General features: G+C 66.6%; 24 protein-coding genes. 12 read left to right on the forward strand and 12 right to left on the reverse strand.

The features are described 5' to 3' along the window. Nucleotides 1–125: 125 nt before the first annotated feature. Together ACIQLF_RS13385 and ACIQLF_RS13390 are read right to left on the reverse strand one after the other, a co-directional pair. On the reverse strand, nt 126–362 hold the full coding sequence (locus tag ACIQLF_RS13385; RefSeq protein WP_400299125.1) for a helix-turn-helix domain-containing protein: 237 nt from the start codon (nt 360–362) through the stop codon (nt 126–128). Beyond that, on the reverse strand, nt 362–1,108 hold the full coding sequence (locus ACIQLF_RS13390) for a hypothetical protein (RefSeq protein ID WP_400299127.1): 747 nt from the start codon (nt 1,106–1,108) through the stop codon (nt 362–364). The genes ACIQLF_RS13385 and ACIQLF_RS13390 overlap by 1 nt, the downstream gene beginning before the upstream one ends. 190 nt (nt 1,109–1,298) lie before the next feature. Here ACIQLF_RS13390 and ACIQLF_RS13395 point away from each other — a divergent pair, with 190 nt between their 5' ends. Together ACIQLF_RS13395 and ACIQLF_RS13400 are read left to right on the forward strand one after the other, a co-directional pair. Continuing rightward, entirely contained in the window at nt 1,299–2,246 is a 948-nt protein-coding gene (locus ACIQLF_RS13395) for a serine protein kinase RIO (protein WP_400299130.1), read from the forward strand. A 246-nt stretch (nt 2,247–2,492) separates the two neighbouring features. Beyond that, nucleotides 2,493–2,921, forward strand: a complete 429-nt coding sequence (locus ACIQLF_RS13400; RefSeq protein ID WP_400299133.1) for a hypothetical protein — start codon at nt 2,493–2,495, stop codon at nt 2,919–2,921. On the opposite strand, the gene ACIQLF_RS13405 is transcribed toward ACIQLF_RS13400, so the two are convergent. Both ACIQLF_RS13405 and ACIQLF_RS13410 read right to left on the reverse strand, forming a co-directional pair. Then, nucleotides 2,899–4,566: an ATP-binding cassette domain-containing protein gene (locus ACIQLF_RS13405; protein ID WP_400299136.1), complete on the reverse strand. Its 1,668-nt coding sequence runs from the start codon at nt 4,564–4,566 to the stop codon at nt 2,899–2,901. The two genes, ACIQLF_RS13400 and ACIQLF_RS13405, sit on opposite strands and share 23 nt — an antisense overlap. Before the next feature lie 213 nt (nt 4,567–4,779). Next, complete coding sequence (locus ACIQLF_RS13410) at nt 4,780–5,805, reverse strand: NAD-dependent epimerase/dehydratase family protein (RefSeq protein ID WP_400299138.1); 1,026 nt, start codon at nt 5,803–5,805, stop codon at nt 4,780–4,782. A gap of 140 nt (nt 5,806–5,945) precedes the next feature. Here ACIQLF_RS13410 and ACIQLF_RS13415 point away from each other — a divergent pair, with 140 nt between their 5' ends. Next, nucleotides 5,946–6,533 carry a hypothetical protein gene (locus ACIQLF_RS13415; RefSeq protein ID WP_400299140.1) on the forward strand — a complete coding sequence of 196 codons (588 nt, stop codon included), beginning with the start codon at nt 5,946–5,948 and terminating at the stop codon, nt 6,531–6,533. A 33-nt stretch (nt 6,534–6,566) separates the two neighbouring features. On the opposite strand, the gene ACIQLF_RS13420 is transcribed toward ACIQLF_RS13415, so the two are convergent. From ACIQLF_RS13420 to ACIQLF_RS13430, 3 genes are read right to left on the reverse strand one after another with little or no spacing between them, the layout of a single operon-like run. Further along, on the reverse strand, nt 6,567–7,214 hold the full coding sequence (locus tag ACIQLF_RS13420) for a GNAT family N-acetyltransferase (protein WP_400299143.1): 648 nt from the start codon (nt 7,212–7,214) through the stop codon (nt 6,567–6,569). Nucleotides 7,215–7,223: 9 nt separating this feature from the next. Beyond that, nucleotides 7,224–7,988 (reverse strand): tyrosine-protein phosphatase, encoded by a 765-nt coding sequence (locus tag ACIQLF_RS13425; RefSeq protein WP_400299146.1) that lies wholly within the window; start codon nt 7,986–7,988, stop codon nt 7,224–7,226. Nucleotides 7,989–8,002: 14 nt separating this feature from the next. Next, a complete protein-coding gene (locus ACIQLF_RS13430) occupies nt 8,003–8,350 on the reverse strand; it encodes an antibiotic biosynthesis monooxygenase family protein (RefSeq protein WP_400299149.1) in 348 nt (115 codons plus the stop codon). Between the two features lie 357 nt (nt 8,351–8,707). Between ACIQLF_RS13430 and ACIQLF_RS13435 the strand changes: the two genes are divergently transcribed. The 5 genes from ACIQLF_RS13435 to ACIQLF_RS13455 all read left to right on the forward strand — a co-directional run bounded on the left by ACIQLF_RS13435 (nt 8,708) and on the right by ACIQLF_RS13455 (nt 16,877). Beyond that, the gene (locus ACIQLF_RS13435; protein ID WP_400299152.1) at nt 8,708–10,225 is read left to right on the forward strand and encodes a pyridoxal phosphate-dependent decarboxylase family protein; all 1,518 of its coding nucleotides are present in this window, start codon (nt 8,708–8,710) and stop codon (nt 10,223–10,225) included. Then, nucleotides 10,222–11,574, forward strand: coding sequence for a lysine N(6)-hydroxylase/L-ornithine N(5)-oxygenase family protein (locus ACIQLF_RS13440; protein WP_400299154.1), 1,353 nt, complete (start codon nt 10,222–10,224; stop codon nt 11,572–11,574). The genes ACIQLF_RS13435 and ACIQLF_RS13440 overlap by 4 nt, the downstream gene beginning before the upstream one ends. Then, nucleotides 11,571–13,967, forward strand: a complete 2,397-nt coding sequence (locus ACIQLF_RS13445; protein WP_400299157.1) for a GNAT family N-acetyltransferase — start codon at nt 11,571–11,573, stop codon at nt 13,965–13,967. The genes ACIQLF_RS13440 and ACIQLF_RS13445 overlap by 4 nt, the downstream gene beginning before the upstream one ends. Before the next feature lie 121 nt (nt 13,968–14,088). Next, entirely contained in the window at nt 14,089–16,272 is a 2,184-nt protein-coding gene (locus tag ACIQLF_RS13450; RefSeq protein ID WP_400299207.1) for a penicillin acylase family protein, read from the forward strand. Further along, entirely contained in the window at nt 16,269–16,877 is a 609-nt protein-coding gene (locus ACIQLF_RS13455; protein ID WP_400299159.1) for a GNAT family N-acetyltransferase, read from the forward strand. Before ACIQLF_RS13450 ends, ACIQLF_RS13455 begins: the two co-directional genes overlap by 4 nt. An 81-nt stretch (nt 16,878–16,958) precedes the next feature. Here the strand turns inward: ACIQLF_RS13455 and ACIQLF_RS13460 are convergent, their stop codons facing one another. From ACIQLF_RS13460 to ACIQLF_RS13475, 4 genes are all read right to left on the reverse strand, one after another. Continuing rightward, nucleotides 16,959–17,822, reverse strand: a complete 864-nt coding sequence (locus tag ACIQLF_RS13460; RefSeq protein ID WP_400299162.1) for a 3-hydroxyacyl-CoA dehydrogenase family protein — start codon at nt 17,820–17,822, stop codon at nt 16,959–16,961. After that, nucleotides 17,822–18,607, reverse strand: coding sequence for an enoyl-CoA hydratase/isomerase family protein (locus ACIQLF_RS13465; RefSeq protein ID WP_400299165.1), 786 nt, complete (start codon nt 18,605–18,607; stop codon nt 17,822–17,824). Before ACIQLF_RS13465 ends, ACIQLF_RS13460 begins: the two co-directional genes overlap by 1 nt. Before the next feature lie 3 nt (nt 18,608–18,610). Next, complete coding sequence (locus ACIQLF_RS13470; protein WP_400299167.1) at nt 18,611–19,834, reverse strand: thiolase family protein; 1,224 nt, start codon at nt 19,832–19,834, stop codon at nt 18,611–18,613. A 328-nt stretch (nt 19,835–20,162) separates the two neighbouring features. Further along, nucleotides 20,163–21,530, reverse strand: coding sequence for an amino acid permease (locus ACIQLF_RS13475; RefSeq protein WP_400299210.1), 1,368 nt, complete (start codon nt 21,528–21,530; stop codon nt 20,163–20,165). Between the two features lie 450 nt (nt 21,531–21,980). On the opposite strand from ACIQLF_RS13475, the gene ACIQLF_RS13480 reads away from it, so the two are divergent. The 3 genes from ACIQLF_RS13480 to ACIQLF_RS13490 all read left to right on the forward strand — a co-directional run bounded on the left by ACIQLF_RS13480 (nt 21,981) and on the right by ACIQLF_RS13490 (nt 25,096). Next, nucleotides 21,981–22,946 (forward strand): 1,4-dihydroxy-2-naphthoyl-CoA synthase, encoded by a 966-nt coding sequence (locus ACIQLF_RS13480; RefSeq protein WP_400299170.1) that lies wholly within the window; start codon nt 21,981–21,983, stop codon nt 22,944–22,946. Between the two features lie 21 nt (nt 22,947–22,967). Continuing rightward, nucleotides 22,968–24,095: an AMP-binding protein gene (locus ACIQLF_RS13485; protein ID WP_400299172.1), complete on the forward strand. Its 1,128-nt coding sequence runs from the start codon at nt 22,968–22,970 to the stop codon at nt 24,093–24,095. Nucleotides 24,096–24,208: 113 nt separating this feature from the next. Further along, a complete protein-coding gene (locus ACIQLF_RS13490) occupies nt 24,209–25,096 on the forward strand; it encodes a 1,4-dihydroxy-2-naphthoate polyprenyltransferase (protein ID WP_400299174.1) in 888 nt (295 codons plus the stop codon). 366 nt (nt 25,097–25,462) lie between these two features. On the opposite strand, the gene ACIQLF_RS13495 is transcribed toward ACIQLF_RS13490, so the two are convergent. Further along, a complete protein-coding gene (locus ACIQLF_RS13495) occupies nt 25,463–25,732 on the reverse strand; it encodes a DUF4229 domain-containing protein (RefSeq protein ID WP_400299177.1) in 270 nt (89 codons plus the stop codon). A gap of 52 nt (nt 25,733–25,784) precedes the next feature. Between ACIQLF_RS13495 and ACIQLF_RS13500 the strand changes: the two genes are divergently transcribed. Next, nucleotides 25,785–26,207, forward strand: a complete 423-nt coding sequence (locus tag ACIQLF_RS13500; protein ID WP_400299178.1) for a PLDc N-terminal domain-containing protein — start codon at nt 25,785–25,787, stop codon at nt 26,205–26,207. Nucleotides 26,208–26,360 lie beyond the last annotated feature (153 nt).

Genomic DNA, 26,360 nt, shown 5'->3' on the forward strand with positions numbered 1-26,360 from the left:
GGGTGTTCGTGCGTACCCATCCAAGCCGTTGCGATTCCTTGCGCACCACCGGATAGGCCTGCGGGGTCGATTCCATGGGTCCGGGCCGGCGGATCCTTGATCCGGATTGAAAGATTATGGCGCCCTTAGCGATGGGGAACGTAACTGAGAAGGTCCCCAACCTCGCAGTCCAGCGCCTTGCAGATTGCCTGAAGGGTTGAGAACCGCATGGCCTTTGCATGGTTGTTTTTCAGGACCGAAAGGTTGACCACGCTGATGTTCACCATCTCGCTCAGTTCCACCAAGGTCATGGATCGTTCGTCGAGCAGGGCGCCCAGATGGCACTGAATTTCCGAAGTCTCCTCGGACTCCTCGAGACCCACTAGATCAGGCCGGCCGTGTCTTTTTGCATCTCAAGCCCGCGCTTGAAGATCTGCGCGGTTGAGAACAACCCGAGCCCGGCCCAGATCGGCCAGAAGTTGATGTTGAGTTCGAGGTAGACGGCCTTGGGGATGCCGACAATTTCGTGCAGGTCCTCCCGCTCAGTCACATCCGTTTGCCATGTGGAGCCGTCGAATCCCAGGACTTGTGCCGAAGCCTGCATGCCGGCGATGGACTCGGTAATCTGCCACCCCAGCCCGCACACCAGTATCACCGCAGCCGTGACGGTAAACCACTTGACCAACGCCGGCCGGAACGTCGCCTTGCCGATGTATCCGTTGCACATGCTGATGACCGCCGCGCCCACGAAGATCGCCGCGATCCCTTGTAGCAACGTAGTGGTCCCAAGCAGCCATCGGGTGCCGACCGCCAGACCCTGGACTTCCACGAGGGCCTGGGTAAAGCCGCCAGAGACGACCTGGGCGGTGGTTCCCTGCACGCTGGCGCCCGGTGGAAGCGTTGGCCAGAATTCCTCGACGGGCATCTTGACCTGCAGGCTCTGCGCCATGAGGGTCTCCGCGAACCCGTAGATCGTCGATGCGCCCGCGATGATTACGTAGACCACAGCGATGCCGCGGGTCACGCGGACTTCCGCGCCCTTTGCTTTCTTGTCAAAGAGGGGCGCGGCCAGCAATGCCGCCACGATGGCCATCAGCAGCAGGGCGATGGGCACAATAATTCCCGCCATGGCGAGGCCTCCGTTTTTCCACGTTTCATAGCCGCTCGATTTGAGGGCACTGACTTCAACATAATGTTTATCGTTATGTTCCGCAACGCCTCCACGACACGGCTTTTCCGGCTCAAGCGATTGACAATTACCAATCATTCGTGTTCTCGTTGAAGACAACACCGACCGTAACTACGAAGGAGGGAACCCGATGAGTGTCCCAATGAACACCCACGCGACAGATATCCCTTCCCTCGGAAGTTACTACCCCCATGAAAATTACCCGGAAACCAACTTTCTGGAATCCTTTGAATCGACAATCTCTCGCTCACGTGCGGCACGAACCGACCGAAGCGAAGACTGGAACGTCCTTGACGATCAGCTGACAGGCAACCAGAGGTGGTCCACGTGGCCATCCACCGAGAAACTCATGCGCGGCCCAAGGCCCTACCCGGAGTTTGTCATCGAGGACGCCGCGGCGATCGACACCGAACTCGGCGTCCTCAAGACCGGCAAAGAGGCCGATGTGTTCCTCATTGAACGCGCCACCGATTCCCAAAGCGCGCTGCTGGCAGCCAAGCGCTACAGGTCTCCCGACCAACGGATGTTCAATCGCTCTTCCACCTACACAGAGGGTCGCAGCGTTCGGCGCTCGCGCGATGCACGTGCTCTGAAAAACGGCAGCAGCTACGGCAAACTCGTCGAGGCGTCCCGTTGGGCGAACTCGGAATGGCAGTACCTTCGGTTGTGTTTTGAGGCCGGGGCGCCCGTGCCCTATCCGGTCCAGATCATGGACACTGAAATCCTCATGGAATTCATCGAGGACCCCGAATCGCCAGGCGCAGCCGCCCCACGGCTGCAACAGGTCCAGCCCGGTCCCGAACGCCTGCAAGGCTACTGGGACCAGCTCGTGAACGCCATGACGGTCTTTGCCTCGCTGGGATTCGCCCACGGCGACCTGTCGCCGTACAACGTGCTCGCGGCCGGGGACCGCCTCGTGATCATCGACCTTCCGCAGTTCGTGGACTTGTCCGGCAACGAGCAAGGAATCGAGCTGTTGCAGCGCGATTGCCGAAACATGTGCAACTGGTTTGTTGCGCGGGGATTGGCGGTCGACAGCGAGGAACTGCTCGCCGAGCTCATCGCTGCCGCCTGGTAGGAAAGGAATGCGGCCCGGCCCGGAGCGACCACCAATGCTCCGGGCTGGGCGGCATCAACCGTTAATTGGACGGCCTCCCAGGCTGGTCTTGGCATGCGGACAGGTCTAGAGCGTGCCCATCCAATGCGCCGGGCCGCACTTCCAACACTCGCATATCCGCCCCATCCAATTCGCGCGCGGCCACGTGGCCATTAGTTGGCCTTTGCCTTTGCAGTTCTCTGAGCAATTTTCAGGAAGGACGTACGCATGCGTACCTCATACAAAATCATTGCTCGCCTCATTTCCCTGGCCGTTGTCATTCAGGCGGCAGTGATTGCCTGGTCCATGTTCGAGGCGATCTCGTTCCTCCAGCGGGGAATCATGCCTGAAGGTCCCCCGTTCGCGGCGATGCTGCACGGAAACATCGGGATGTGCGTGGTTCCGGTGCTGGCAATTGCCTTGGTTGCCGTCGCTCTCTTGGCCCACGCCGGCTTGAAATGGGCGCTGTTGACGTTGCTGGCCGTGGCCCTCCAGATTGCACTGGCCTTTGTCGCATTCAACGCATCTTGGGTCGGCATGCTGCACGGCATCAATGCTTTTGCCGTCCTGGCGCTGGCAGAGGTCGCGGCACATGCGATCGAGCATGCCGAAGCCAAGGTCCGTGTCCGTCGCCCTATGGCGCATCCGGCAACTTAGCCTGCCGCCGCATTTCCCATTCACGATCCGTGGCCAGCGCGGCGAGGAAATCCTCGTCGTGGCTGGCCACAATCATGGCACCGCCAAAGGACTCGAGCGCCGAGAGCAGCTGCTCCACGGTGGGCATGTCCAGGTTGTTGGTTGGTTCATCAAGCAGGAGAAGCTGCGGAGCTGGCCTCGCCAAAAGGATCTGGGCCAGCGCCACCCGGAACCTTTCACCGCCGGAAAGCCTGGACACCGGTTCATCCACCCTGTTTCCACGGAAATGAAACGCCGCCAGCTGTTCACGCAACGCCTCCGGCGGCACCCCGGGGGCAGAGCTTCGGAGATTCTCCAGCATGCTCTGATCCTCGTTGAGTCCGACCCAGCCATCGGAATCCCCGGCGCCCAGACGCTGCCGCAGGAAGCCCACCGGCACACCGGCCCTGGCCGCCAGCTGGCCGAGCAGCGTGGATTTCCCGACCCCGTTTCCGCCCGTCAGCGCGATGCGTTCGGGACCGCGAAGGAATACCGCCCCGTCATCGGAAAATTGCTCGCCGTCCTCAAGGAGCGTCCCGCGGCCGATCTCGGCGACCGGCATCTCCACGACGGTGCGGCCTGCCGGGACCCGGGTTTCGGGCAGGTCGATGCCGATGCGGAACTCCGCGGGAAGGGCATCCCTGGCTGCATCGAATTCCGCGGCGGCGGTTGCCTCGCTGTCCTTCATGATTCCCCGGCTCTTGGCAGCGGTCTGTTCGGCCTTGTTCTTCAGCGAGTTTGCCAGGATCTTCGGCATCGATCCGGCCGCTTTCTCCCCTTGTTTGGATCTCCTCGCGATTTTCGTCTCGGCCTCACTTCGTTGGCGCTTTTCGATGGCCAGTTTGCGTCGGGCATCGCCGAGTCTGCGTTGGGCGCTGTCGCGATCGTGGCCCATGCTTTCTTCGCGTGATTGCCAGTCCCCGAACCGGACCAGGTCCATTTTCTCTGCCCTGAGGGCGCGCACGTTCACCGGGCGAAGCTCCGCCAACGAACCGACCATGCGCAACAGGGTCTGGTCGTGCGTTGTCACCAGCGCTGTCCCGGGAGAGCGTTCCAATACGCCGTAGAGCCGGTGCCGCGCGGCCATGTCCAGGTTGTTGGTTGGTTCGTCCAGCAGCATGATTCCGCTGCCGCGAAGCTCGATTCCGGCGAGCGCAACCGCCATGGTTTCACCACCCGACAACGTGGCAACGGCCCGCTCCAGGAATGCCGGATCGACGTTGGTGTTTAGGTATCCCTGCAGGATTGCGGCACTGCGTTCGGGCAGGTCCCAGGCATCGCCGATGATCTCCATGTCGCGTTCGAGATCGGTCGATGTTGCGGCAAGCACCCTGCCCAGTGCGGCCAGCGTGTTCTCGATGCCCATGAGTTCGGCGACCGTCTTGCCGGTATGGAGCACGACGTTTTGGGCCAGGTAGCTCGGTGGCGACGAGGCAAGGATGCTTCCGGCCGTCGGATCCAGTTCACCGGCGATCAAACGCAGGAGTGTTGATTTTCCGGAGCCGTTGGGGCCGATGAGTCCGGTGGTCCCCCGGGAAAAGGTGGTGGAAAGGCCATCGAAGACGGTGCCGCCGGAGGGCCAGGAAAAGCTGAGGCGGTCCAGGACGACGGGATTAACGTTTTGCATGGGGGTGTTCTCGATTCGACGAAGGAAGCGCCGAAACCACTACATGCCGCCAACAACCTGTTGGTTGGTACGGGTCATGAGTTCCTTGGCGCGATTAGGCGAAGGCAAGAACAATCAGCACGTCGTGATCCTCACGTCGACAATGGGACTCTTCAATCCTGACGCCTCAGGTCAGGGGCTGTCAAACGCCCCGTGCGGCAGCGCGGAGGGGCTTCATCCGGAGGAAACGGCGATCAGCTTGGCTTCCTCCCCTGCGCTGAGCCCCGATTTCGGCGGTACCACGGCGCCGGCGGGCCCGGCACGGACGATGTCCGCGAAGGTTTCCCGCAGCGCCCGGCGTCGCAAACCCATCGCCAGCGAGCGCGCATCGGACCGCCGGGCGAAACCCGCGTGTTCGGGGCCGGGAGGAAGCACCAGGGGAAGCGACCTGGGGCCGGCCCAAACGTTGACGTCGTCAGCTTCGAGCCGCCCGAGGTCATAGGGAACGAATGGGCGGGTTGGTTCCGGCCCGCTCGAGGGGTGCCGGTCCCCCTCGCCGGCTGCCCGGGCCATCCGCAGCGCGTCGTCAAGGGTCGTTTGTTCACCCACGGCGTTGACGTATCCGTGCCTGCCTGCCAGGCCCGCGTCGAGTATGAAGGCGGCAAGGTCCCGGACGTCGATGATCTGCACGCTGAGTTCGTTGCCCGGATCGTTCGGCACCAGCACCGGGCGCCGCGCCTCGGCAAACCGCAGCGGCCAATAGGTGCTGCGCCCGCTCTCGTCGCCGGGTCCGCCGATCAGGCCCGGCCGGATCACAAGGGCCTTGCCGCCGCGGGCCTCCATGGTCACCTGCTCGCCATAGGATTTGGCGCGGCCGTAGTCGTAGTCATCGGGCGGGGTTTCGGGCGGCAGTGGTTCCAGCACGTCGCTGTCCTCGTCCGCGCCGGGCGTGGATTGTTCGGCGTACACCGAACAGGAAGAGACATTGACCCATTCCCCGGCATTGCCGGCCAGCGCCTCCACGGCACCGCGGGCCTGGCCCGGATCGCGGGTCAGCTCGATGACCAGGTCCCAGTGGATGCCGCGGGCCGCATCGTAGGCGCCGGGCAGCGTGCGGTCGGCGATGACGGGCTCGACGCCCGTCGCGAATTCGCGGCTGCCCCGGGCCAGCGCATGGACATCGTGGCCGGCCCCGAGTGCGTGTTCGCATAGGGTCCGCCCCAGCCAGGCAGTGCCACCGAGAATGAGGATCTTCTTCATCCCTTGAGCCCACACGCCACGGCACCTCGGGGCAAGGGCTTTCGCTATGGGCCGATCGAGCGCGCGGCGGGGATGCAGCGGGGATCCTGCTCCCCGGAAACATTCGCTGACATGCTGCGGGTCGTCTGTAGACTCGGGCCATGAAGCGGACTCTCGTGACACTTGCTGGTTCCCTCGGGCTTGTTCTTGCCATGAGCGGGTGCGTTCCGTTGGATGCACCGGCGCCCACGCCCAGCGTGGCTCCCGGGCTCCCCGCGGCTTCGACTTCGACTTCGGTGACGGCGGCGATCCCGGACCTGGACCCTTACTCAACGGCCGGTCTGGAAGACCGAATCGACGCGATGTCCAAGTTGTCTTCCGCCCGTATGTTGCGTGCGGGCAAACACCCCATCGGGAACGCCGTGCCTGGGACCGAAAAGATCCTGATCGCGGACACGGTTTCCGGCGAGCACTACGCCGCGTTCCCCGAAACCATTGAGGGCGACTCGCTGAGCGTCAGCGTCCTGTGCCAGACGCGATCCAGATTCAGTTTCGAGGTTTACGACAAGGAGCTCGGGCGCCAGGTGGGCAGTGGGCTGGGCGAATGTTGGCCACAGGGCATTTTCCAAGCGATCCTTGGCAACACCGGGCGATCCAAGCCCTCATACATACGCATTGCCGCGGACGACGAGGTGCCCCTGGAGTTTTCCGTCGTGGCCTTCGAGTCCATCGACCGCCCTCCGAACTGACGGGTGGTGGACCGCCCGGCGACCGGAGCGGCGTTACCCCTGCTGGTCGTGAAGGCCCACGGAACCCGGGGCTTGGTGCGCCGCGGGGAGTAGGTGCCTGGAAAGTCGGTGTTCGAGCCCCGAACGGACCTGGGACCATTCGGAAGCGATGATCGAATACACGCAAGTGTCCCGCAGCGACCCGTTGGCCATGCGCGTGTGCGATCGCAACACCCCGTCCAGCTTCGCGCCGAGCCGCTCGATGGCGGCCCGCGATTGCGCGTTCATCCAGTGCGTGCGAAATTCGACAGCAGGGCATCCGAGCACCTCAAAGGCGTGGGTGAGCAGCAGCAGCTTTGCGTCCACGTTGGTGCCGGTTCCGCTGGCAGAAGCCCGGTTCCAGGTCGACCCGATTTCAACGCGCGGCATGGAGGCATCGATGGCCATATAGGTGGTCATGCCCAGGACCAGTCCGTCGGAATTCCGCCGGCTCACGAACGGCAGCATGGTGCCCGCGGCTTGCTCCGCCAGCCTGCGTTCGATTTCCGCCCGCATCTTCTCCGGTGTGGGCACCACCGTGTACCAGAGGTTCCACACCTCGCCGTCGCGAACCGCGTCGACAAGTTCGTCATGGTGTTCATGGGTCAGCGGCTCGAGGGTGACAAGGCTCCCCCGTAGGGTGACCGGCTCAATCATCGTCATGTTTTCAGCTTATGGCTTGGTGCCGCCGTGTTTTTTCGACGACACCCGGGTGACGTCCGGGGAATCCTGCCGCTGCGGCCGGACCAGTTTCCCCGTGATGGAGTCGATCTCCGCTTGGCTCAGCCCGTGCGCGAGCAGGAACGCCTCGACGTCCAGGGAACCCACGAACTCGTCCAACGCCGCAACGCGTTCGGCCAGGTGCTCGACGAGCTCCTGCTCGCCGATGTGCGACTCGTAGGGGTGCTTGACCGGGCTGACCTTGTGCCATTCGTTGATCCCGCGCAACGCCGCCTCGTACTGGGATTCCAGCAGGTCCTGGCGCCCCGCCAGCTGCAGCAGCATCGAAACCACCAGCCCGGTGCGGTCCCTGCCTGCCGAGCAGTGCAAGACGATGTTGCCCTCGGCGGCGGCTATCCGGTGGAAGACTTCGGCGATGCGGTCGGGGAAGTACTCTACGTTCGCCGGGTAGAGCCTCGGATGGTTCATGTACGGGACGGCGACCCTCTCGAACTCCGGGTGTCCCGGCTCCTCGGTCGGCGCATTGATGATGACGATCCCCGCCCGCGCCGCCTCGTCTATCGCGGGATCGGTGGGACGCCGGTTCCGTTCGGTGGGGTTGCGCAGGTCGATGACCGTTCGCACGCCGTCGGCGTAGGCCTGTTCCCACCCCTCGGTGGTCAGCCATTCGCTGCGGCCCATCCGATAGATGTTGCCCAACACGTGGCGCGCGTTGACGGCACCCTCCCAATGCGGCTGCCCGCCGGAATCCAACAAGTCGAACCGCCGGCCTAGGCCTGGTAGGTCTCGATGCGGATGTGGCGTTCGATTCCGGTCGCCGAGCGCACGTCATCGGCCTTGGGGGTTTCGACGGGAGCCGATTCCGTCGCGGCGGCGGGACGGGTGTGCGAGGCGCGGAAGGCCTCGGAGTTTTTCCATGCCTCGAAGTCGGATTCGGCCTCGAATTCCATGGTCACCTTGTACGGGGTCCCTTCTTCCGCAGGTCGGTCGAGGGTGGCACGGGTCAGCCCTTCAACCTTCGGCAGGTTGTTGCGCATGTTGCCGATGAAGCGTTCCTCGAATGCCTCGGCGCGCTCGGCCGGAACATCGATCCTGTTGGTGACGATGTACATGTTCATGCCCTTCTTCGGGTGGCGATCGGTGCCCGCTGGCTCCGCGTTCTCCCTCCCACGGTACCCATGAACCTGCCAGGATCTGCAAGTGCATTGCCGTGGCGACGCACAACATGAAGAAACCAGAGGCGAGACCGCGATCTTGCGAATTGTGAAGTGCCGGTTCGGTCCCCCGCCCCGCCTTGCGGGTACGCGCCATCCGGACGGATGCATACACCCATCCGACATGGATTTATTTGGTTGTTTATTTAACTTAATTTGCATTACGGGCCATAGTCGTGCGCTTAATGTCTCGGCACGAGTTAGGTAAGCATAACCTTTGCCTATCAGCTTGTGGTCTTTCCCCAACATTGAAGGAGCCCCATGACGCCCCAACGTCCCCTGGCGCAAACCCTGTCCTCCCCCGCATACGCCGCCGACGCCGCACGGCATTTGCTCGGCGCCGAATCCGCCGAACGCATGGCCGAAGAATTCGGTGCCGCCGCACGCATGGCCGCTCGCTCGATCGCCGAGGCCGCCGGCCCCACCACCGGCCCCGGCCCCGCAGCGTTGCGTGCCCGGCTCGACGCCGTTGATCTCCGCACCCCGCTGGGCAGCACCGACGCCGCCCTTGAGGAAGCGACGGAACTGTACCTGCGAGATGCCGTCTACTTCCACCATCCGCGCTATGCCGCGCATCTGAACTGCCCCGTGGCAGTGCCCGCCGTTGTCGCCGAGGCGCTCGTCACCACCGTCAACACCTCGATGGACACCTGGGACCAGAGCGCCGGAGCCACGCTGATCGAACAACGGCTCGTCGACTGGGCCGCCGACCTGGCGGACCTCGGCCCGGAGGCCGACGGCGTCTTCACCAGCGGCGGGACGGCCTCCAACATGCAGGCCATGCTGCTGGCCCGCAACTCCGCTGTCGCCGGAGCGCCGGGCAGCCTGCCCGAGCGCCTTGCCGGGCTGCGCATCTACGCCTCGGCAGACAGCCACTTCAGCATCGCCACCTCAGCCTCGCTGCTCGGCATGGGGGCCGACGCAGTGGTGGCAATCCCCGTCGACTCCATGCACCGGATGGATGCGGCCGCGCTTGAGTGCGCGCTTGAGGAGGACCGGGCCGCCGGACTGCGCGCCCTGGCCATCGTCGCCACCGCGGGCACCACTGACTTCGGTGCCATCGACCCGCTGCCGGCCATTGGGGCGCTGGCAGCCACGTACGGCGCATGGTTCCACGTCGACGCCGCCTACGGAGGCGGGCTGCTCGCCTCGCCGCAACACCGCGGAATGCTGTCCGGCATCGAGCACGCGAACTCGGTAACCGTCGACTTCCACAAGTCCTTCTTCCAACCCATCGGTTCCAGCGCCATCCTGGTCCGCGACAAGGCAACCCTGGGCCTGGTCTCGCACCACGCCGAGTACCTGAACCCGGCGGCCGAGGCCGGCCGCGTGCCCAACCAGGTCGACAAGTCGCTGGCGACCACGCGCCGCTTCGATGCGCTGAAGCTCTGGGTGACGCTGCGCTCCATCGGCGGGCAGGCCATCGGGGAAATGTTCGACTCCGTGATGGAACTGGCCGCCGAGGCCGGCGACATGGTCCGGGAGCACCCCGAACTGGAGCTCGCCGCTCCGGTGCAACTGAGCACCGTGGTCTTCCGCTACGTACCGGCCGGACTGGACGGGGAAGGGGAATCGCTGGCCAACGCGATCCGCAAGGCCCTGTACGACTCCGGCGAGGCCATGGTCGCCGCCACCACCGTCGACGGGGTGCGCCACCTGAAGCTGACACTGCTGAACCCGCAAACCACGCCGCGGGACGTGGCCGAAATCCTCGACGCCGTCGTGGCCCACGGCCGTCGGCTCTCCGGCGAGCGCGCAGCAAGCGAGGTGTCCGCATGAGTTTCAAGAACCCGAGCCACGAACCGATCTGGGACGCCGTGGGCATCGGCGCCGGCCCCTTCAACCTGGGCTTCGCGGCGCTGGCCAGCTCCGTGCAGGACCTGAAAGTCCTGGTGCTCGAGAGCGCCGACGAGCTGGCCTGGCATCCGGGCATGATGCTGGAGGGCGCCCACTTGCAGGTCCCGTTCATGGCGGACCTGGTCACCATGGCCGATCCGACGAACCCGCTGTCCTTCCTGAACCACCTAAAGGAGACCGGGCGCATCTACCCGTTCTACATCCGGGAGAACTTCTACCCGCTGCGCGAGGAATACAACAACTACCTGCGCTGGGCCGCGGCCAAGCTGCCGTCGGTCCGGTTCGGGCACCACGTCGCCGCCGCCCGGCACGTGGACGGCATGTACGAGCTCGACGTGCACACCGCGGAGGGCGCGCACACCGTGCGCACCCGCAAGCTGGTGCTGGGCACCGGCACAGTGCCGTACGTGCCGGCCTCCGTCCCGCAGCACCTGTTGGCCACCGGACAGGTCGTGCACAGCAGCGGCTACCGGGAGGCCAGCGAACGGATCGCCGCGTCCGGACGGATTGCGGTGGTCGGCAGCGGCCAGAGCGCCGCAGAGATCTTTGCCGACCTGCTGGGCAGGCTGCCCGCCGACGGCCGGCTAGAGTGGGTCACCCGCTCCGCACGCTTCTTCCCGCTGGAATACACCAAGCTGACCCTGGAGATGACCAGCCCGGAATACATCGATCACTTCCACCAGCTGCCGCAGGGCACCCGCGACAGGCTTTCGGCCAGCCAGAAGGGGCTCTACAAGGGCATCAACGCGGACCTGATCGACGAGATCCACGAGATGCTCTACCGGCGTTCGGTTTCCGGGCACGCACCCGTCACGCTGCGCGCGGCCACGGCGCTGGAATCGATCGAAACCTGCAACGACTCCCTGAGCCTGGGGCTGCGCAACCAGGACGACGGCGGAGCCTTCACCACGCACGCCGACACCCTGGTGCTGGCCACCGGCTACGGCTACCGGGAGCCTTCCTTCCTGGCCGGCATCGAGCAGCGCCTGAACCGGCTGCCCGACGGCCGGCTGGACGTGGACCGCGACTACGCGATCACCGACTCGGGCGACGTGCTGGTGCAGAACGCCGAACTGCACACCCACGGATTCACGGCCCCGGACCTGGGCATGGGCGCCTACCGCAACTCGGTGATCATCAACCGGCTGCTCGGCCGGGCCCACTACCGGGTGGAAACCCGCATCGGTTTCCAGCACTTCGGCAGCCCCGCGGCCGCCGGCCCCGCTCACTCCCCCGCCATTGAACTCCACCCCGAAGGGGCCCACGCATGATCACCACCTTTGAGCCGGCCATCGCGCCGTCCGCCACCGACTTTTCCTTCCGCCGCTTCGACCCGGCCATCGACGCCGGGCTGCTGCACGGCTGGGTGAACACCGAACGTGCCCGCTACTGGGGCATGAACGGCACGTCCGTGGAGCAGGTCCGCGACGCCTATGCGGCCCTCGACACGGACCCGCACCACCACGTGCTGCTGGGCCTGCTGCCCGCAACGTCTCCCGGCCGCGAGCCGGAGGCCGTGTTGCTGCTGGAGCACTACGCCCCGGAGCACTCGGTGCTCGCCAATGCCTACGCCCACCGGCACGGGGACGCGGGGCTGCACCTGCTGCTCGCGGGTCCCGGCACCGGCCCGGCGCTGCCCGGATTCAGCGCCGCGGCCATGGAGGCCGCGATCGCCCACCTCTTCGCGGACCCGGCGGTGCTGCGCATCGTCGTGGAACCGGACGCGGGCAACACCGCCATCCACTCGCTGAACTCCCGGCTCGGTTTCCGCCCCGCCGGGCGCGTCGAGCTGCCCGCGGGCCCGGACACCCCGGCCAAGACCGCGCTGCTGTCCTTCTGCACCCGGGCCGACTTCGCCGCCGCCACGCGCGGTCCCTCCACCGCCACCGCGCACCTGTCCCCCGCCCGCTGGGACACCGCCAACCGCCACGTGCTGGCCAAGGCCATCGCCGAGTTCACCCACGAGCGGCTGCTGGCCCCGGTGCCGGCGGACGGGAACTGGTCGTTGTCCATCGGGGAACTCGAGTACCGCTTCGCCGCCACCGTGCACCGACTCGAGCACTGGGTGGTGGATCCCGCCTCGCTGTCCGTGACCCGTGCCGGGGAACCCGTCGCGCCCGACGCCGCGGGCTTCGTCCTGGTCTTCCGCGAGGAACTCGGCCTCTCCGAGACCCAGCTGCCCGTGTACCTGGAGGAAATCGGCAGCACGCTGGCCGGGCATTGCTACAAGCAGCTGCACTCCACCGCGAGCGCCGCGGAACTCGCCGCAGGGACCGGGGACGCGGTCGCCGATTTCCAGCGCACCGAGGCCGCGATGACCGAGGGGCACCCGTGCTTCGTGGCCAACAACGGCCGGCTGGGTCTGGGCGCCGTGGACTACCTGGACCACGCCCCGGAAACCGGGTCCGCGATCGAGCTCCAGTGGATTGCGGCCCACAATTCGCGGGCCCGCTTCACCGCCCTGGACGGGATCGACGCCGCTGGCCTGCTGCGCGAGGAGCTCGGCGAGGAACAGCTGGCCCTGCTGAACGGCCGGCTCGCCGCGGCCTGCGCCGCCAGCGGCCTGGATCCGGAGAATTTCGTGTTCATCCCTGTGCACCCGTGGCAGTGGGACAACAAGCTGGCCGTCAGCTTCGCACCCGACGTGGCCACCGGCCACCTGGTGCACCTGGGCTCCGGGTCCGACCTGTACCAGCCGCAGCAGTCGATCCGCACCTTCTTCAACCGCAGCAAACCGGAGCGCCACTACGTCAAGACCGCGCTCTCGGTGCTGAACATGGGCTTCATGCGCGGGCTCTCCGCCTCCTACATGGAGGGCACCCCCGCCATCAACGCGTGGCTCACCACGCTGTTCGACGCCGATCCCGAATTGCAGGCCCGCGGGACCCGGCTGTTGCGCGAGGTCGCGGCCGTCGGCTACACCAGCCCGCTGTTCAACGCCGCAGGCCGGAACGCGCCGCAGCGCAAAATGCTTGCCGCGCTCTGGCGCGAATCCCCGGCCTCGCGCCTCGAGGACGGCCAGGCGCTGGCGACCATGGCCTCGCTGCTGCACATCGATGCCGCAGGTGCCTCGCTGGCCGCCGCGCACATCCGGCGCTCAGGACTGGCCCCGGCCGAGTGGCTGGCCCGCTACTTCGACGCCTACCTGGTGCCGCTGGCGCACTGCCTGTGCCGCTACGACCTGGTGTTCATGCCGCACGGGGAAAACGTCATCCTGGTCCTCGAGGACTCGGCGCCGGTGCGGGTGCTGCACAAGGACCTGGCCGAGGAGGTCGCGGTGTTCGGGGACAGGCAGCAGCTGCCCGCCGAGGTCGAGCGGATCCGCATCACGGCGCCCGATTCCGAGCGCCGGCTGGCGATCTTCACCGACGTCGTCGACTGCTTCCTGCGCTTCCTGGCCCCCTCGCTGGCCCGCGAGGGCGTCTGCGACGAGGAGGAATTCTGGGCCGTCGCGGCGCAGCGGCTGCTCGCCTACCGGGAACGCAACCCGGAGCAGGCCCAGGCCTTCGACGCCCTCGAGCTCTTCGCCCCGGACTTCGAGCTTTCCTGCCTGAACCGGCTGCAGCTGCGCAACAACCAGCAGATGCTTGACCTGGCCGACCAGTCCGGCGGGCTGATCTACGCCGGCACGCTGGAAAATCCGATGGCCGGGCACCGGGCGTAGGACGTCACCTCCAACCCCCGGTGAGCCTTGCTCGCCCCGCCCGTGCCCGATTTCGCGGTCATGGGCGGGGCGGCCCGTCAACGACCACCGAAAATCCGACTCCGAAAGCACCCAAGTGACCATGACGCCTGCCCCCGCCGGCCCCGGCAACCATACCCCCGGCAACGCCCCCGGCGCGGGGATCTACCGCGATGCCTGGGGCATCCCGCATCTGCGGGCCGATTCCGCCGATCAGCTGGCGCACCTGCAGGGCCTGAACGCCGCCACGGACCGCTCATGGCAGATCGAGCTGGAACGCTGGCGCTCCGAGGGACGCACCGCCGAAATGCTGGGCGCCGACGGCTTGCCGTGGGACCGTTTCTCCCGCCAGTGCCGGCTCGAGGACACCGCTCGCCGCTGCTTCGATTCCCTCGACGCCGACACGCAGCGCTGGTGCGCCAGCTACGTGGACGGCATCAACCAGGCGCTCGATGCCGGAGTGCGCGGCGGGCCGGAATTCGGTCAGTCCGGCACCGCCCCGGCACGCTGGAACCCGTGGACGCCCCTGGGCGTGTTCCTGGTCCAACACATCCTCTTCTCCACGTTCCCGAACAAGCTCTTCCGCGCCCACGTCGCCCGGACCCTCGGCCCCGACGCCGTCGCCCTGTTCTGCATCGAAGCCCCGGTGTTCTCCGGCAGCAACGCCTGGGCCGCCCACGGCTCGGCCACCGCGGGGGGCGCGCCGCTGCTCGCCGGCGACCCGCACCGCCTTCTGGAGCTGCCCGGCGTCTACCAGCAGGTGCACCTTGCCTGCCCGGAGTTCGACGCAGTCGGCTTCGCCTTCCCCGGCGTCCCGGGCCTGCCGCACTTCGGCCACACCGGCCACACCGCCTGGGCCATCACCAACGCCATGGCCGACTACCAGGACCTCTTCGAGGAAGAGCTGCGCCGGGGCGCGGACGGCGGCATCCAGGCGCGCGGCCCCCATGGCTGGGAAACCGCCGTCGCGGTCGTCGAGACGATCCTGGTCCGCGGCGGCGCGCCCGAGGAAGTGGAGGTCATCGAGACCGCCCGCGGCCCGGTCATCGTCGGCGGGCCCGACGGCGGCGCGCTGAGCCTGCGGATGCCTGCCCGGGTCGAGGGGCGGCTGGGATTCGACGCGCTCCTGCCGCTGCTGCGCAGCCGCCGCGTCGCCGACGTGGAGACGGCCCTTCAGCGGTGGGTGGAGCCGGTGAACAGCGTTCTCGCCGCGGACACCGAAGGAACCGTGCGGCATTTCCTCGCCGGGCTGGTGCCGCAGCGGAACCACGACAACCGGCGCCTGCCGGTTCCGGCGGCCTCGGCCGAACATTCCTGGGACGGCAGCCATGTTCAGCTGCCGAGCACCGAAGTTGGCCGATTCGCGGTGAGCGCCAACGACCGCGAGGCCGGCGGCGGGGACCCCGTCGGGATGGAGTTCGCCCCCGCCCACCGCACCCGGCGGATCCGCGAACTGTTGGAAGCCGCCGGCGCCGCACCGCTCACGGTGGACGCCATGCAGGCCATCCACTCGGACACCCTGCTCGGCTCGCTGCCCGCGTTCCGTGCCGTGCTGGAAACGCTCGAGGCCGGGCTGTTGCCGCCGGCCGACGCCCGGCTCCGCTCCCGCATCCTCGCATGGGACGGCCACATGTCCGCGGACAGCGCCGACGCCGGGGTCTTCGCCGCGTGGCGCACGGCCCTGGTCCGCGGGATTGCGCGGCACCCGGCCCTGGCACCCCTGGCCGGGGCGCACGGGTATTCGCCGCTGTTCGGACCGTGGCTTTCCGTGGCCTCCCGGGTGGGCTTCGCCCTTGAGACGCTTCTGCATCGCGGACCGGAGCTGGGGATCGACCCGGCGGTGGAGGCGGCGGCCGCCCTGGCCGAGGCCGCTGCAGTGCCGGAGGAAAGCTGGGGCGAACGCCACACGCTCCTGGCCGTGCACGAGCTCCCCGGCCGGCTCGCGGACCGCGTCCCGGCCACAACTCTCTCCGGCGACACCGGCTGCGTGCTCTCCACCGAGTCCCTGCCCGGCGTCGAGGACCGCAGCTTCCGCGGCCCGGTGGCCCGCTACGTCTGGGACCTCGCGGACCGCGCCAATTCCCGCTGGGTGGTCCCGTTCGGCGCGGCCGGCAACCCCGGAAGCCCCCATTTTTCCGACCAACTGCCGCACTGGGCGGCCGGCAGCCTCGTTCCGGTCGTCACGGACTGGAACCTGCTGGTCAAAGACCCTCCGCTTATCAAAGACCCTCTGCTTATCAAAGGCCCCCTGCTTGCCACGGAACCCCCGATTGAAAGGACCCCATGAACACCGCCCCCGCAACCGCCAAGGACCTCGGCCTCCGCACCACCGTCTACACCGAGGACTTCGGGTCCCGGGGGACGGTGCGGATCGTGCCGCTGTCCCCGGAGACAGACCTCGATCTCATCCACGGCTGGGTCACGCAGGACCGCGCCAGGTTCTGGGGCATGACGGAGTACTCGCGCAGCGACGTCTTGGAGGTCTACCGGTTCCTCGACTCGCTCGAGACCCACCACGCGTTCCTGGTGTTGCTCGATGGTGAACCGGTGGCCCTGTTCCAGACCTACGAGCCGCTGCATGATCCCGTGGGCGAGGCCTACCCGGCCCGCGCCGAGGACATCGGCATGCACCTGCTGCTGGCACCGGCCGCCCGTCCCGTCCCGCATTTCACGCCGCGGCTGGTCACCTCGCTGATCAACTTCATGTTCTCCGACCCCGCCATCGACCGGATCGTGGTGGAGCCCGATGCCCGGAATGAGAAGGCCGTGCGCCGGCTCGGGGCCACGTGCTTCAAGCTCGGGCCCAAGGTCCAGCTGGCGGAGAAGGAAGCGCAGCTGGCCTTCCTGACCCGGGAACGCTTCGCGCGCACGGAAGCACTGCGCACGCGCTAGACGCGACGAGGGGCCGGAGCGCAGCCAATTGGCTGCGCTCCGGCCCCTCGTCGTTGATGCCGTGCGCGGGACGCGGCGGCGCTAGCTCCAGTCGTAGAAGCCCTTGCCGGTCTTGCGGCCCAGGTGGCCCTGTTCGACCAGGTCGCGCAGGATCTGCGGCGGCGCAAAGCGGTCGCCCAGGGTCTCGTGCAGGTACTCGGCAATGCCCAGGCGCACGTCGAGGCCCACGATGTCGGTGGTCTTCAACGGGCCGGTCGGGTGCTTGTAGCCAAGCACCATGGCGTTGTCGATGTCCTCGGCGCTTGCCACGCCCTCTTCGACCATGCGCATGGCTTCCAGCGCGATGGCCACGCCCAGGCGTGAGGAGGCGAAGCCCGGGGCATCGTTGACCACGACCGCGGTCTTGCCCAGGCCCTGTACCCAGCCGCGGGCGCGCTCGATGAGCTCCGGGGCGCTCTGCTTGGCGATGACGACCTCGATGAGCGTGGAGGCCGGCACCGGGTTGAAGAAGTGCAGGCCCAGGAAGTTCTCCGGGCGCTGCAGCTCGGCGGCCAGGCCGCTCATGGACAGCGAGGAGGTGTTGGAGGCCAGGATCGCGTCCGCGGCAAGGTGCTCCTCGACCGCCTTGAGCGAGGAGACCTTCAGGTCCCAGATTTCCGGGACGGCCTCGACGACGAGCTCGCGGTCGGCGAAGGCCGCGTAATCGACAGAGACGTCGAACCGGGTCAGCATCTCGCCCAGGTTCCCGTCGACCGAGCCGCGCTCGATCGACTTGGCTGCTGCGGACTCGACGCGTTCGCGGGCGCCCTGTGCGGAAGCCTCGTCGCGCTCGACGACAACCACGTCGCAGCCGTTGATCAGGAACGCGTGGGCAATGCCGGCGCCCATGCGGCCGCCGCCGAGTACGCCGACCTTGGCCGGGAGGGCCGTGGAAACTTCACTCATTACTTTTTCTTCCTGTCCAAGAAGGCCTGCATGCGGTCGAATTTTGCCTGGGATTCAAAGAGCATCCCCTGGGCGAGGGTGTCGATGACCGGGTGCGCCTCGCGCGGGGTGTGGAACACGCTCTTGGTGATGCGCACCGCCAGTGGGTCCTGGTTGCCGATGCGGTCGGCCAGGGCCGAGGCCGCTGCCATGAGTTCGGAGCCCTCGACGAGCTCGGTGATGAGCCCGACGCGCAGGCAGTCCTCGCCCTTGAGCACCTTGCCCGCGAGCAGGATCTCCTTGGCCAGGGGCTCCCCCACGAGTTCCTTCAGGCGCCAGGTGGCACCGGCCGCGGCCATGATGCCGAGCCCGGTTTCCGGGTTGCCCATGCGCAGTTCGGGAGTGCCGATGCGGAAGTCCGCGGCGTAGGCCAGCTCGGCGCCGCCGCCCAGGGCGAAGCCGTCAAGGGCCGCGATGACGGGCATCGGCAGCTTGGCGAGCCTATCGAAGATGCCCGAGTTGATGCCGGCCAGCGCGTCGTCGCGGCGGCGCTCGCGCAGCTGGGCGATGTCGGCGCCGGAGGCGAAGATGCCCTTGGCGCCGGCTTCCGGTTCGGCCGGGGTGCCGGAAAGCACCATGACCTTCGGGGTGCGCTCCAGGTAGGCGCACACCGCGTGCAGCTCGTCGACCATCAGCTGGTCGATGGCGTTCTTGACCTCGGGGCGGTCAAGCTGCACCAGCAGCCTGTCCGCGGATTCGGTGACCTTCAGGGTCTGGAAGCCCGTGGTGTCCAACTGCTCAGCCACGCCTTAGACTCCCTCGATGAGCAGGGCCGAGCCTTGGCCCACGCCGACGCACATTGCCGCGAGGCCAAGCTTGCTGCCGCCCTCCTTGGCTTCGCGCTCCAGGCGGCCCAGCAGGGTGATGACGATGCGGGAGCCGGAGGAGCCCAGCGGGTGGCCGAGCGCGATGGCTCCGCCGTCGTTGTTCACGATTTCCGGGTCGATGCCCAGTTCGCGCACGGAGGCCAGCGACTGGGAGGCGAAGGCCTCGTTGAGTTCCACGGCGGCGAGGTCCTCGATCTTGCGGCCGGAGCGTTCCATGACCTTCCGGGTCGCCGGAACCGGTCCGACGCCCATGATTTCCGGGGCCAGGCCCGCGGAGGCGCCGTCGATGATGCGGGCGCGCGGAACCAGTCCGTACTTCTTGATGGCGGCCTCGGAGGCAACGATGATCGCCGAGGCGCCGTCGTTGAGGGTCGAGGCGTTGCCAGCGGTGACCACGGTGCCGCCCTTGACCACGGGGCGCAGTGCGGAGAGCACCTCGAAGGTGGTGCCGGGGCGCGGGCCCTCGTCGGTGTCGACGACGGTCTCGCCCTTGCGGGTCTTCACGACGACCGGGACAATCTCGTCCTTGAAACGGCCGGCCTCGATGGCGGCGATGGCGCGTTCGTGGGAGCGCACGGCGAAGGCGTCGCAATCCTCGCGGCTGGTGTTGAAGACGCGGGCGACTTCCTCGGCCGTCTCCGGCATCGAGAAGGTGGCCTTGCCGTCGCGGGACAGTTCGCCGGAGAGGAATTCGGGGTTCGGGAAGCGCCAGCCGATCGAGGTGTCGTAGGTTGCTCCCGGCTTGGAGAAGGCCTTGTCCGGCTTCTCCATGACCCATGGGGCGCGGCTCATGGACTCGACGCCGCCGGCGACGACGATGTCGGCGGCACCCGCCTTGATCATGTGGCTGGCCATGGTGATGGCGCTCATGCCGGAGGCGCAAAGGCGGTTCACGGTGATGCCCGGGACGGTGTCCTCGAAGCCCGCCAGCAGCCACGCCATGCGGGCCACGTTGCGGTTCTCCTCGCCGGCGCCGTTGGCGTTTCCGAAGATCACCTCGTCGACGTCGGCCGGATCGATTCCGGCGCGCTCGACGGCAGCCTTGATGGCGATTGCTGCCAGGTCATCGGGGCGGACACTGCTCAAGGCCCCGCCGTATCGTCCAACCGGTGTGCGGGCTCCGCCCACCAAGAAAGCCTCGGTCATCACAACTCCTTTGTCATTCGAAACTCGCCATGCCCCGCTCCCGCCGTCGCTGGCGGAAGGGCAATGGCGGGCCGTACTTTTCCACGGCCGCGGGTCCCGGACAGACCGCACGTTATTTACCGACCATTCGTTCACTAATACAATCCCACCCCGACGTGATCGGGGTCAACCTCCGCGCCACATTCGCCGGGGCGCGCTTCACGGGAAGCGCACCGGCTTAAACGCGAATCGGCGGGGTTGTGCGGACTGTGCCACTATGACACTTCCACTCAACCCCGCCGATTCTCAACCCCCGAGAAGGTATCGGGGGTACAAAGAAACCGGTGTACTAGGCGTACAGCTCGCTCTTGGGCTTGTTGTTGCGCACCTTGCGCCAGCCGATCCACAGCGCGACGGCAATCAGCGGGATGCACCCGATGGTGTAGAGGCCAAGGTGGAAGACCTCGCCGTCCTTGCCGGTGATGGTGTCAAAACCGATCAGCACGGTGATGATCGCCAGGGACACGAGGCCCGCCCAGCTGGTGTACGGGGAGCCGGGCATCAGCAGCGAGGAGGCCTTGCCGCGCTTCTTGCGCAGCATCAGCTGGCAGGCGAAGATCGAGCCCCAGGTGAACAGCACGCCGATGGACGCGGTGTTCAGCGCCAGGTCGAACGCGTAGGTTCCACCGAGCCACACGTTGAGGATGATGCCGATGAAGTAGACGCCGGAGATGGCCCAGATGCCCGCGTACGGGACGTAGCGCTTGTTCATCTTGGTCAGCCACTGCGGGGCGTGGCCGTTGTTTGCCATCGCGCGGAAGATGCGGCCGATCGAATACAGGCCCGAGTTGCAGGAGCTGAGCGCCGCGGTGATGACCACGAAGTTCATGACGCTGCCGATCCAACCCCAGCCAAGCTGGTCGAAGACCGTGACGAACGGGCTGACGCCGGCCTGGTACTTGTTCCACGGCACGATCATGGCCAGCAGGGACACCGAGCCGACGTAGAAGACCACGATGCGGATGACCACGGCGCGGATCGCGGCGGGAACTTCCTTGGCGGGGTCTTCCATTTCGCCGGCGGTGATGCCGACCAGCTCGATGGCGTTGTACGCGAAGATGACGGCGTTGAGCACCAGGATGGAGATCAGGAAGCCGCGCGGGAACATGCCGCCCTCGCTGGCGAAGAGGTTGCTCACCGAGGCGTGTCCGTCGCCGACCTGCGCGTTGGTGACCACCAGGTAGGTGCCGATGCACAGGAACGAGACGATGGCCGCGACCTTGAGGAAGGATGCCCAGAATTCGAACTCGGCAAAGGCCTTGGCACTGAACAGGTTCACGGCCACGAGCAGGCCCAGGGCGCACAGCGCGGAGGCTTCCACGGGAACGCCCGGGAAGAAGTACTGGAAGTACAGGCCGATGGCGATGAGCTCGGCGATGCCGGTCATGGCCCAGTTCAGGACGTACATCCAACCGGAGAGGTAGGCGCCCTTGGCGCCGAAGAGTTCACCGGCGTAGGAAACGAAGGAGCCCGAGGACTGGCGGTACATGATCAATTCACCAAGTGCACGCATCAGGAAGTACGCGATGACGCCGGCAATGGCGTAGGAGAAGATCAATGCGGGACCGGTCGAAGCCAGTCGCCCGCCGGCACCCATGAACAGGCCAACGCCGATGGCACCGCCCATGGCGATCATCTGGACGTGGCGACGCGTCAGGGTCTTCTTGTAACCCTCCGACGTGACACCCGCTTCCCGTGTCGAAACATGGTGTTGGTGCTCTTGAACGTTGTGGGGTTCCAACGCGTGACTCCTTCAATAAAGCTTTACTCTCGCACTGGGGTAAGGCGGGAGGCACACGCTCAAAATCAGCCCGGGGTGGCCCGTGACACATTGAGTGGATGCAAGCGGTAAACCTACCGCATTCACCGCAACAAATACACTTGAGGTGTGCCTCGGACCACACGATTCGGGTGTGGTGCACAGCATATGCAATTGCACAAATCCGCTTGTGAAGCCCGGATTTCCGCGGGTCGGCAGACCGAAAATGGCTTCCCAAAAAATTGTTGAACAGTCCTTGGCTCCCGGCCCCACCCGACTCCCTCCGAGCCTCGTGGCAGGCGACCGATTTTCGCTCCTCCACCAGGTAAGCGGCTAGCATTCATAACTGTGAGCAACGTTGAATCAAACCCGCAGCTGCCGGCCAAGGTCTCAGACATTTTCGACCCCATGCGTTGGCGCGTGGTCGAGGGCTTCGACCTCGAGGACATGACCTACCACCGCCAGGTCGAGCGCGACGCCGACGGCAACATCGTCCGCGACCTGCCGACCGTGCGGATCGCCTTCGACCGTCCGGAGGTGCGCAACGCGTTCCGCCCCGGCACTGTCGACGAGCTCTACCGCGTCATGGACCACGCCCGCATGAGCTCGGACGTGGCAACGGTGCTGCTCACGGGCAACGGCCCCTCCCCCAAGGACGGCGGGCATTCCTTCTGCTCCGGCGGCGACCAGCGCATCCGCGGCCGCGACGGCTACCGCTACGCCGAGGGCGAGACGGCCGACTCGATCGACCCGGCACGCGCCGGTCGCCTGCACATCCTCGAGGTCCAGCGCCTGATGCGCACCATGCCGAAGGTCGTCGTCGCGGTCGTCAACGGCTGGGCCGCGGGAGGCGGGCACTCGCTGCACGTCGTCTCGGACCTGACCATCGCCTCCCGCGAACACGGCAAGTTCAAGCAGACCGACGCCACCGTCGGCTCCTTCGACGCCGGCTACGGCTCGGCGCTGCTGGCCCGCCAGGTCGGCCAGAAGACAGCACGCGAGATCTTCTTCCTCGCCCGCGAGTACTCCGCCGATGACATGGTCCGCATGGGCGCCGTCAACGAGGCCGTCGACCACGCCCGCCTCGAGGAAGTCGCCCTGGAGTACGCGGCCGACATCGCCCGCCAGTCCCCGCAGGCCATCCGCATGCTCAAGTTCGCCTTCAACCTGGCAGACGACGGGCTGGCCGGCCAGCAGGTCTTCGCCGGCGAGGCCACCCGCATGGCCTACATGACCGACGAAGCCGTCGAGGGCCGGGACGCATTCCTGGAAAAGCGCGACCCCGACTGGTCCGCCCACCCGTACTACTTCTAAGGCCAAGGACTCCAGCCACCCATGAATCCAGATTCCGCGCTCGCTGCCTTTTCGGCCTCCCTCAACGGGGAAGGGCCCGCCGTGGAGATCCTTCCCGGCACCACGAACAACGAATACCTGGTGAACCTCGTGGACGAGGCGGAGCTGGAGGGCCTGGAGGAAATCGCGGCCGTGGTGCGCACCTCGGGGTCCACCGGCACGCCCAAGCGCACTGCCCTGTCGGTTGAGGCCCTCGCCTCGTCCTCCATGGCCACCGCCGAGTACCTCGGTTTCGAGGGCCAATGGCTGCTGGCATTGCCCCTGCACTACGTGGCGGGGCTGTCGGTGCTGAGCCGGAGCCTGTATGCAGGAACGCGCCCCTGGGGCATGGACCTGGACCGGAGCTTCGACGCCGCCGGGTTCAACGAGGCCGCGGCGGCGCTGACCGACCGCAAGCGCCTCGTGTCCCTGGTCCCCACCCAGCTGCAGCGCCTGCTCACCGACCCCGATGCAGAAACCCTGTCCACGCTCAAGCGCTTCGATGCGATCCTGCTCGGCGGGGCGCGCGCCCCGCGGGCGGTGCTCGAGGCGGCGGCCAGCCATTCCCTGAACATCCACCTCACTTACGGGTCCAGTGAAACCAGCGGCGGCTGCGTCTACGACGCCAAGGCCCTTCCCGGGGTCGAGGCGAAAACCGTCGACGGCCGGATCTGGCTCGGCGGCCCGACCATCGCCTCTGGCTACCTCGGCGACCCGGAACTGACCGAGGCGCACTTCAGTGTCGACGACGCGGGAACCCGCTGGTACCGCACCGACGACCTGGGCAGCGTTGAGGACGGGATCCTTTCGGTGAGCGGCCGTGCCGACGACGTGATCATCACCGGCGGCGTCAAGGTCTCCGCGTCCGGGATCCAACAGGTCATCGAGTCGCTTCCGGGCGTTGAATCCGTCATGGTCCTGCCCGTCGCCCACGAGCAGTGGGGCCAGCAGGTCGGAGCCGCGTTCAGCGGAACCGCCGCCCCGGACTCGGTGCGCGAGGCGGTCCGTGCAACCCTCGGCGCCGCTGCGGTTCCGCGCCGCATCCTACGGCTTCCGGCCTTGCCGTTGCTGCCCAACGGTAAGTTCGACCGCATGGCCCTCGGCGCGCTGCTGGCCGCCGCCACCGAATAGCCCGGCCCGGCAACGTCCTCCATCCCGCCGCCGGTTCAGCCTAATTTCGCCCTCCTCGCTGATCAGGGGAGAATGGAGGCTGATCTTAGACGGAAGTATCGAGAGGACTAACAGTGGCAACGCTCTCCCAATGGGTCGCCGGTGCACGACTTCGCACCCTGCCCATCGTGATTGCCCCGGTGGTTATCGGCACTGCGGCGGCGGTGGACATCACCGGAAGAGTTGCCTGGTTCGAGGCGATCCTGGCACTCATCGTGGGTCTCCTGCTCCAGGTCGGCGTCAACTACTCCAACGACTACTCGGACGGAATCCGGGGCACCGACGACGTTCGCGTCGGCCCGCTGCGCTTGACCGGCTCGGGGCTCGCCGAGCCGAAGGACGTGCGGAACGCGGCGTTCGGCTGCTTCGGCGCCGCGGCCCTGGTGGGCGCATTCTTGGTGGTTTTCACCGGTTCGTGGCCGTTGCTGCTGGTCGGTGCCGCGGCCGTCCTCGCGGCCTGGGGCTACACCGGCGGCAAGAACCCCTACGGATATCGCGGGCTGGGCGAGGTCTTCGTCTTCATCTTCTTCGGCCTGGTGGCGACGCTTGGCACAACCTACACCCAGGCAGGGATGCTTTCGCTGCTCTCGCTCTTGGGTGCCATCGGCACCGGCCTGATTGCCACGGCCCTGCTGATGGCCAACAACGTCCGCGACATTCCCACGGACCGGGAAGTCGGCAAGATGACCCTTGCCGTGCGGTTGGGAGATGACACCGCACGCATCAGCTACGTGATGATGCTGGCCGTTGCCATCGTGCTGCCGGTGACGATGATCGGCACCCACCCGTGGCTGTGGCTGGTGCTGCTCACCGTGCTGCCGAGCCTGATGCCCTGCTGGATCATGCTGCGCAAGCACGAACCCGGCGCATTGATCCCGGTGCTGAAGCAGACCGGCATCATCAACCTTGCCTACGCCGTGCTGTTCACGGTCGCCATCGTCATGGGCAAGGCACTGGCCTAGTAACGGTTTCACCGATGCGGCGGGGCGGCTTCCGATTCGGAAGCCGCCCCGCCGCATTTTTGCGCCACGGGCCGTCCGGCTGGGTTTTTCCACGGGTGACGGCTGGATCCACGCATACGGCTACTCGTCCCCGCTGGGAATCTGCGCTGCCTTGGGACGCGCCGCGGCCTTCCGGCGGGGCGGCTCGTTCCGCCGGCCAACCACCTGGGGCTAACGGGCAAGAATCGGGAGTCGACGGCCGATGGAACTCGAACCGGCCCGACCACGTGAGAACCAATGCTCCCTTAAGGAGCGGTAGGGCCGCATGCACGCCCGCGTTGAAGCGGAACACTGCCTACGGCCCCGGCCCCCGGAAGGGGCGAAAGGCTACTTGTCGCCGTCCAGGAAGCGGTCTTCGGCTTCCTCGTCGGACAGCTGCCGCTTGGACTTCTTGGGGCCGTTTGCCGCGAACATTTTCTGTACGTCGGCGTTGGCGGCCAGCCGCAGCTTGTTGAAGAACAAGTAGCTGACGGCAAAGGCGATGACCAGCGCGATCAGGCCCGAAGTATAGACGGGCCAGCGCAGAAGGTATGCCAGCGGGAGGAAAACAACGAAGAAAAGGGCCAACCGGATCACGGTGTACTTTAAGAACTGCACGTCCCCAGTCTATCCGCAGCCCGATCCCAGATATTTTCACTAGACTATAGATATGGTCAGGAACATAATTTTTGCCGCATTGGTCGCACTAGCTGTCACCATCTACGCTTTGATCGAATGTGTTCGCACACGTCCGAGCGATGTCCGTTCCCTGCCCAAGGCCGGTTGGGTCGCCGCCATCATCTTGCTGCCGCTCATCGGCGCGGGGCTCTGGTTCTGGCTCGGACGCCCATCCGCAGGCGGGCAGCAGCATCCGGCCCCGGGATCACGCCCGGCCACCGGCGCCCCGGACGATGACGAGGCCTTCCTGCGCAACCTCGAGACGCAGCGCCGCAACAAGGCCCGTGACGAGGAACTGCGCCGCAAGGAAGCCGAGCTCAAGGAGCGTGAGCGCAAGCTGGCCGAAGAAGGCAAGAACAAGAAGCCGGAAGAAGGCGGCAATCCGTCCGAAGACACGCCGCACCACACACCGTAGTCCCTTAAACAACTTGAAGGTGGGGCAGGCCCGGGTTTTCCGGGCCTGCCCCACCTTTTTAGACAATATGTGAGAGGGGCCGGGACTTCCGCTTCAAGCTTTCGTGGTTTGCCATCCGGTGGGGTCTTGGCCCTGCGGCCAAACCGCTGTGGA

This window comes from Paeniglutamicibacter sp. NPDC091659 (assembly GCF_044756805.1).
Lineage (GTDB): Bacteria > Actinomycetota > Actinomycetes > Actinomycetales > Micrococcaceae > Paeniglutamicibacter.

What these genes read in the sequence shown, in the direction of transcription:
- ACIQLF_RS13390 (WP_400299127.1), bottom strand. Translation starts at nt 1,108, where the DNA reads ATGGCGGGAATTATTGTGCCCATCGCCCTGCTGCTGATGGCCATCGTG.
- ACIQLF_RS13395 (WP_400299130.1), top strand. Translation starts at nt 1,299, where the DNA reads ATGAGTGTCCCAATGAACACCCACGCGACAGATATCCCTTCCCTCGGA.
- ACIQLF_RS13400 (WP_400299133.1), top strand. Translation starts at nt 2,493, where the DNA reads ATGCGTACCTCATACAAAATCATTGCTCGCCTCATTTCCCTGGCCGTT.
- ACIQLF_RS13405 (WP_400299136.1), bottom strand. Translation starts at nt 4,566, where the DNA reads ATGCAAAACGTTAATCCCGTCGTCCTGGACCGCCTCAGCTTTTCCTGG.
- ACIQLF_RS13410 (WP_400299138.1), bottom strand. Translation starts at nt 5,805, where the DNA reads ATGAAGAAGATCCTCATTCTCGGTGGCACTGCCTGGCTGGGGCGGACC.
- ACIQLF_RS13415 (WP_400299140.1), top strand. Translation starts at nt 5,946, where the DNA reads ATGAAGCGGACTCTCGTGACACTTGCTGGTTCCCTCGGGCTTGTTCTT.
- ACIQLF_RS13420 (WP_400299143.1), bottom strand. Translation starts at nt 7,214, where the DNA reads ATGACGATGATTGAGCCGGTCACCCTACGGGGGAGCCTTGTCACCCTC.
- ACIQLF_RS13430 (WP_400299149.1), bottom strand. Translation starts at nt 8,350, where the DNA reads ATGAACATGTACATCGTCACCAACAGGATCGATGTTCCGGCCGAGCGC.
- ACIQLF_RS13435 (WP_400299152.1), top strand. Translation starts at nt 8,708, where the DNA reads ATGACGCCCCAACGTCCCCTGGCGCAAACCCTGTCCTCCCCCGCATAC.
- ACIQLF_RS13440 (WP_400299154.1), top strand. Translation starts at nt 10,222, where the DNA reads ATGAGTTTCAAGAACCCGAGCCACGAACCGATCTGGGACGCCGTGGGC.
- ACIQLF_RS13445 (WP_400299157.1), top strand. Translation starts at nt 11,571, where the DNA reads ATGATCACCACCTTTGAGCCGGCCATCGCGCCGTCCGCCACCGACTTT.
- ACIQLF_RS13450 (WP_400299207.1), top strand. Translation starts at nt 14,089, where the DNA reads ATGACGCCTGCCCCCGCCGGCCCCGGCAACCATACCCCCGGCAACGCC.
- ACIQLF_RS13455 (WP_400299159.1), top strand. Translation starts at nt 16,269, where the DNA reads ATGAACACCGCCCCCGCAACCGCCAAGGACCTCGGCCTCCGCACCACC.
- ACIQLF_RS13460 (WP_400299162.1), bottom strand. Translation starts at nt 17,822, where the DNA reads ATGAGTGAAGTTTCCACGGCCCTCCCGGCCAAGGTCGGCGTACTCGGC.
- ACIQLF_RS13470 (WP_400299167.1), bottom strand. Translation starts at nt 19,834, where the DNA reads ATGACCGAGGCTTTCTTGGTGGGCGGAGCCCGCACACCGGTTGGACGA.
- ACIQLF_RS13485 (WP_400299172.1), top strand. Translation starts at nt 22,968, where the DNA reads ATGAATCCAGATTCCGCGCTCGCTGCCTTTTCGGCCTCCCTCAACGGG.
- ACIQLF_RS13500 (WP_400299178.1), top strand. Translation starts at nt 25,785, where the DNA reads ATGGTCAGGAACATAATTTTTGCCGCATTGGTCGCACTAGCTGTCACC.